A 285-nucleotide genomic window follows, 5' to 3' on the forward strand; every position below is an offset into this window, starting at 1 on the left:
CTGTTTTTTGTGTTTATCTGGATGAAGCCATTCTCATTTCCAGCTGAAACAACGGGAAGCACTTCTAACGTGGACCAAGCGTATAGTACAGCTGCCCAAAAGGCTATTGAAGCCGTTGGCATTACGAAAAAATTTCAATTTGAGGAAACGGAGCAAGATACAGATTTCTTTGTCGTGCGGACAAAGAATCGTGAGGCCATCGTAACTTTTTTACCGAATACGAAGGATGTTCGTACTGTCTCCGTAATTATAGCTGGCGATGAATTACCGGAAATGTACCAATCG

At 42.5% G+C, this 285-nt stretch carries 1 pseudogene; it reads left to right on the top strand.

The window, feature by feature from the left end:
- Positions 1 to 69: 69 nt before the first annotated feature.
- A pseudogene (locus SB775_RS28830) lies at positions 70 to 285 on the top strand (hypothetical protein); the annotation flags it as partial.

The organism is Peribacillus sp. SIMBA_075 (genome assembly GCF_046534585.1).